Source organism: Roseateles sp. GW835-FHT13E02, from assembly GCF_058794035.1.
Window position 1 is genome coordinate 1 of record NZ_JBXAGJ010000043.1, and the last position, 5,524, is coordinate 5,524.

General features: G+C 51.9%; 2 tRNA genes and 3 rRNA genes. All 5 read right to left on the reverse strand.

What is annotated here, in order from left to right:
• Positions 1-6 precede the first annotated feature (6 nt).
• A 5S ribosomal RNA gene (gene rrf, locus AC1Q6P_RS23805) occupies positions 7-119 on the reverse strand.
• A 239-nt stretch (positions 120-358) separates the two neighbouring features.
• Positions 359-3,240: ribosomal RNA gene (locus tag AC1Q6P_RS23810) — 23S ribosomal RNA — on the reverse strand.
• A gap of 342 nt (positions 3,241-3,582) precedes the next feature.
• Positions 3,583-3,658 (reverse strand) — tRNA-Ala (locus tag AC1Q6P_RS23815).
• 18 nt (positions 3,659-3,676) lie between these two features.
• Positions 3,677-3,753: transfer RNA gene (locus AC1Q6P_RS23820), tRNA-Ile, on the reverse strand.
• A gap of 182 nt (positions 3,754-3,935) precedes the next feature.
• Positions 3,936-5,459, reverse strand: a 16S ribosomal RNA gene (locus AC1Q6P_RS23825).
• The 16S, 23S and 5S rRNA genes sit together here with 2 tRNA genes alongside, the layout of an rRNA operon.
• Between the last annotated feature and the right edge of the window lie 65 nt (positions 5,460-5,524).

Genomic DNA, 5,524 nt, shown 5'->3' on the forward strand with positions numbered 1-5,524 from the left:
ATATTAGCCTGACGATGACCTACTTTCACACGGGAACCCGCACTATCATCGGCGCTGAGGCATTTCACTGTCCTGTTCGGGATGGGAAGGAGTGGGACCGCCTCGCTATGGTCATCAGGCTTAACTGGTTGGCTTGCTGAAGTCTCGCTTGAGATTTTCAACAGGCCCAATTTGTAGAGCTGCGCATTATACATGAGTTTGTCATGTATTGCACTTCGAATCAGCTGGTTTTGATTGCGTTCACACGTTGGATCATTTCGTTGAATGATCTGACTTCTGAAGAACGGTATAACTTGTGTCCTCAATAATCCTTGATCAGATCGGCTGATGTTTCCATCGCCTGAACTGTCAAAGTTATAGGGTCAAGCCTCACGGGCAATTAGTACTGGTTAGCTTAACGCATTACTGCGCTTCCACACCCAGCCTATCAACGTCCTGGTCTCGAACGACCCTTCAGGGGGCTCAAGGCCCCGGCAAGACTCATCTTGAGACGAGTTTCCCGCTTAGATGCTTTCAGCGGTTATCTCTTCCGCACTTAGCTACTCGGCGATGCCACTGGCGTGACAACCGATACACCAGAGGTGCGTCCACTCCGGTCCTCTCGTACTAGGAGCAGGCTCTCTCAATCTTGCAGCGCCCACGGAAGATAGGGACCAAACTGTCTCACGACGTTTTAAACCCAGCTCACGTACCTCTTTAAATGGCGAACAGCCATACCCTTGGGACCGGCTACAGCCCCAGGATGAGATGAGCCGACATCGAGGTGCCAAACACCGCCGTCGATATGAACTCTTGGGCGGTATCAGCCTGTTATCCCCAGAGTACCTTTTATCCGTTGAGCGATGGCCCTTCCATACAGAACCACCGGATCACTTTGTCCTACTTTCGTACCTGCTCGACTTGTCAGTCTCGCAGTCAAGCACGCTTATGCCAATGCACTATCAACACGATTTCCGACCGTATTTAGCGTACCTTCGAACTCCTCCGTTACACTTTGGGAGGAGACCGCCCCAGTCAAACTGCCCACCATACACTGTCCCCAATCCCGATAAGGGACCAAGGTTAGAACCTCAAACACACCAGGGTGGTATTTCAACGTTGGCTCCATGAGAACTAGCGTCCTCACTTCAAAGCCTCCCACCTATCCTACACAGATCTGTTCAAAGTCCAATGTAAAGCTACAGTAAAGGTTCATGGGGTCTTTCCGTCTTTCCGCGGGGAGATTGCATCATCACAAACATTTCAACTTCGCTGAGTCTCTGGAGGAGACAGTGTGGCCATCATTACTCCATTCGTGCAGGTCGGAACTTACCCGACAAGGAATTTCGCTACCTTAGGACCGTTATAGTTACGGCCGCCGTTTACTGGGACTTCAGTCAAGAGCTTGCACCCCATCATTTAATCTTCCAGCACCGGGCAGGAGTCACACCCTATACGTCGACTTTCGTCTTTGCAGAGTGCTGTGTTTTTAATAAACAGTTGCAGCCACCGATTCTCTGCGGCCCCATTCTGCTTCGAGAGTAAATCTCTACACATACTAGAGGCACACCTTCTTCCGAAGTTACGGTGTCAATTTGCCGAGTTCCTTCTCCAGAGTTCTCTCAAGCGCCTTAGAATACTCATCTCGCGCACCAGTGTCGGTTTGCGGTACGGTCGTCAATAGCTGAAGCTTAGTGGCTTTTCCTGGAAGCAGGGTATCACTCACTTCGTCTGCAAGCAGACTCGTTATCACGCCTCATCTAAGCTCTCCGGATTTGCCTAAAGAGCACGACTACACGCTTGAACCAACTATTCCAACAGTTGGCTGAGCTAACCTTCTCCGTCCCCACATCGCACTATTGATCGGTACAGGAATATTTACCTGTTTCCCATCAGCTACGCATCTCTGCCTCGCCTTAGGGGCCGACTCACCCTACGCCGATGAACGTTGCGTAGGAAACCTTGCGCTTTCGGCGAGGGGGCTTTTCACCCCCTTTAACGCTACTCATGTCAGCATTCGCACTTCTGATACCTCCAGCAGGCTTCACAACCCACCTTCACAGGCTTACAGAACGCTCTCCTACCACGTGCAATAAATTGCACATCCGCAGCTTCGGTAACTGGCTTAGCCCCGTTACATCTTCCGCGCAGGACGACTCGATCAGTGAGCTATTACGCTTTCTTTAAATGATGGCTGCTTCTAAGCCAACATCCTGACTGTTTTAGCCTTCCCACTTCGTTTCCCACTTAGCCAATTTTGGGGACCTTAGCTGGCGGTCTGGGTTGTTTCCCTCTTGAGTCCGGACGTTAGCACCCGGTGCTCTGTCTCCCAAGCTGTACTCATCGGTATTCGGAGTTTGCAATGGTTTGGTAAGTCGCCATGACCCCCTAGCCATAACAGTGCTCTACCCCCGATGGTAATACTTGAGGCACTACCTAAATAGTTTTCGGAGAGAACCAGCTATTTCCAAGTTTGTTTAGCCTTTCACCCCTATCCACAGCTCATCCGCTAATTTTGCAACATTAGTCGGTTCGGACCTCCAGCACCTGTTACGGTACCTTCATCCTGGCCATGGATAGATCACTTGGTTTCGGGTCTACACCCAGCGACTAATTCGCCCTATTCGGACTCGATTTCTCTACGGCTTCCCTATTCGGTTAACCTCGCCACTGAATGTAAGTCGCTGACCCATTATACAAAAGGTACGCAGTCACCCTTGCGGGCTCCTACTTTTTGTATGCATGCGGTTTCAGGATCTATTTCACTCCCCTCCCGGGGTTCTTTTCGCCTTTCCCTCACGGTACTAGTTCACTATCGGTCGATTACGAGTATTTAGCCTTGGAGGATGGTCCCCCCATATTCAGACAGGATTTCTCGTGTCCCGCCCTACTTGTCTTACGCTTAGTTCCACACCGCAGCATTTCTCATACGGGGCTATCACCCGCTATGGCCGGACTTTCCATTCCGTTCTGATATACACGATGCTAAAACGTAAAGGCTACTCCAATTTCGCTCGCCGCTACTTTCGGAATCTCGGTTGATGTCTTTTCCTCGAGCTACTGAGATGTTTCAGTTCACCCGGTTCGCCACAATGACCTATGTATTCAGTCAGAGTTACCCCTCGCGGGGTGGGTTTCCCCATTCGGAAATCTCCGGATCAAAGCTAATTTGCCAGCTCCCCGAAGCTTATCGCAGGCTATCACGTCCTTCGTCGCCTGTAATCGCCAAGGCATCCACCACATGCACTTAGTCACTTGACCCTATAACTTTGACAGCGCTGACTGCACTGTCGTCAAGGACTCGTACAGAGCCGTTCGCTCCATACGTTTATTGAGTATTCACGCGTTACGCCGTTCTTCATACCTAAACAATTTCTTGCTCAGTTGAAGTCTTGTGTTTGACGCAATCAAAAGCTACTAGCGGCACGGTACGCTCACCCCCTTTACGAGATGGCGCTTTCCGCTAGCAGCGCTGATTCGACTCTACAAATTGTTAAAGAACAACAGCCGACTCTTTCGAGCCTTATGACTGACAAACCAGAACAACCGCTCACGCTTTCGCGCAACGGATGCTTTGGTTTGTCAACCATGGCACAGAGTAATTGGTGGAGGATGACGGGATCGAACCGACGACCCCCTGCTTGCAAAGCAGGTGCTCTCCCAGCTGAGCTAATCCCCCGGGATCTCTTCAAATCCGTGGTGGGTCTGGCTGGATTCGAACCAGCGACCCCCGCCTTATCAAGACGGTGCTCTAACCGACTGAGCTACAGACCCACGCGTTTCTTGCGTGCACTGCCTCTCAGTAACGCTCGCCTGTTGAGGCCAGCTCGGCAGGCTCACGCTATTACTCTGATGTTGTATTCACAGCCGATAAGTGTGGGCGCTTAAAAATGAGTCATGTGGATCTCGCTGGTCATCTGCTGCATGCAGCAAACAACTGCTCGACCATTTTCTAGAAAGGAGGTGATCCAGCCGCACCTTCCGATACGGCTACCTTGTTACGACTTCACCCCAGTCACGAACCCTGCCGTGGTAATCGCCCCCCTTGCGGTTAGGCTAACTACTTCTGGCAGAACCCGCTCCCATGGTGTGACGGGCGGTGTGTACAAGACCCGGGAACGTATTCACCGCGGCAAGCTGATCCGCGATTACTAGCGATTCCGACTTCACGCAGTCGAGTTGCAGACTACGATCCGGACTACGACCGGTTTTCTGGGATTAGCTCCCCCTCGCGGGTTGGCAGCCCTCTGTACCGGCCATTGTATGACGTGTGTAGCCCTACCCATAAGGGCCATGATGACCTGACGTCATCCCCACCTTCCTCCGGTTTGTCACCGGCAGTCTCATTAGAGTGCCCTTTCGTAGCAACTAATGACAAGGGTTGCGCTCGTTGCGGGACTTAACCCAACATCTCACGACACGAGCTGACGACGGCCATGCAGCACCTGTGTCCAGGTTCTCTTTCGAGCACTCCCACATCTCTGCAGGATTCCTGGCATGTCAAGGGTAGGTAAGGTTTTTCGCGTTGCATCGAATTAAACCACATCATCCACCGCTTGTGCGGGTCCCCGTCAATTCCTTTGAGTTTCAACCTTGCGGCCGTACTCCCCAGGCGGTCAACTTCACGCGTTAGCTACGTTACTGAGAAGAAACCCTCCCAACAACCAGTTGACATCGTTTAGGGCGTGGACTACCAGGGTATCTAATCCTGTTTGCTCCCCACGCTTTCGTGCATGAGCGTCAGTACAGGCCCAGGGGATTGCCTTCGCCATCGGTGTTCCTCCGCATATCTACGCATTTCACTGCTACACGCGGAATTCCATCCCCCTCTGCCGTACTCTAGCTATGCAGTCACAAAGGCAGTTCCCAGGTTGAGCCCGGGGATTTCACCTCTGTCTTGCATAACCGCCTGCGCACGCTTTACGCCCAGTAATTCCGATTAACGCTTGCACCCTACGTATTACCGCGGCTGCTGGCACGTAGTTAGCCGGTGCTTATTCTTCAGGTACCGTCATTAAGTCTCTGTATTAGAGAAACTCGTTTCTTCCCTGACAAAAGCGGTTTACAACCCGAAGGCCTTCTTCCCGCACGCGGCATGGCTGGATCAGACTTGCGTCCATTGTCCAAAATTCCCCACTGCTGCCTCCCGTAGGAGTCTGGGCCGTGTCTCAGTCCCAGTGTGGCTGGTCGTCCTCTCAGACCAGCTACAGATCGTCGCCTTGGTGGGCTTTTACCCCACCAACTAGCTAATCTGATATCGGCCGCTCCAATCGCGCGAGGCCTTACGGTCCCCCGCTTTCACCCTCAGGTCGTATGCGGTATTAGCCACTCTTTCGAGTAGTTATCCCCCACGACTGGGCACGTTCCGATACATTACTCACCCGTTCGCCACTCGTCAGCTTAACCTGTTACCGTTCGACTTGCATGTGTAAGGCATGCCGCCAGCGTTCAATCTGAGCCAGGATCAAACTCTACAGTTCGATCTTGATTTACTCAACGGAATCGACAAAACCATTTACATGATTCCATCTAATTTCCGTGAGCG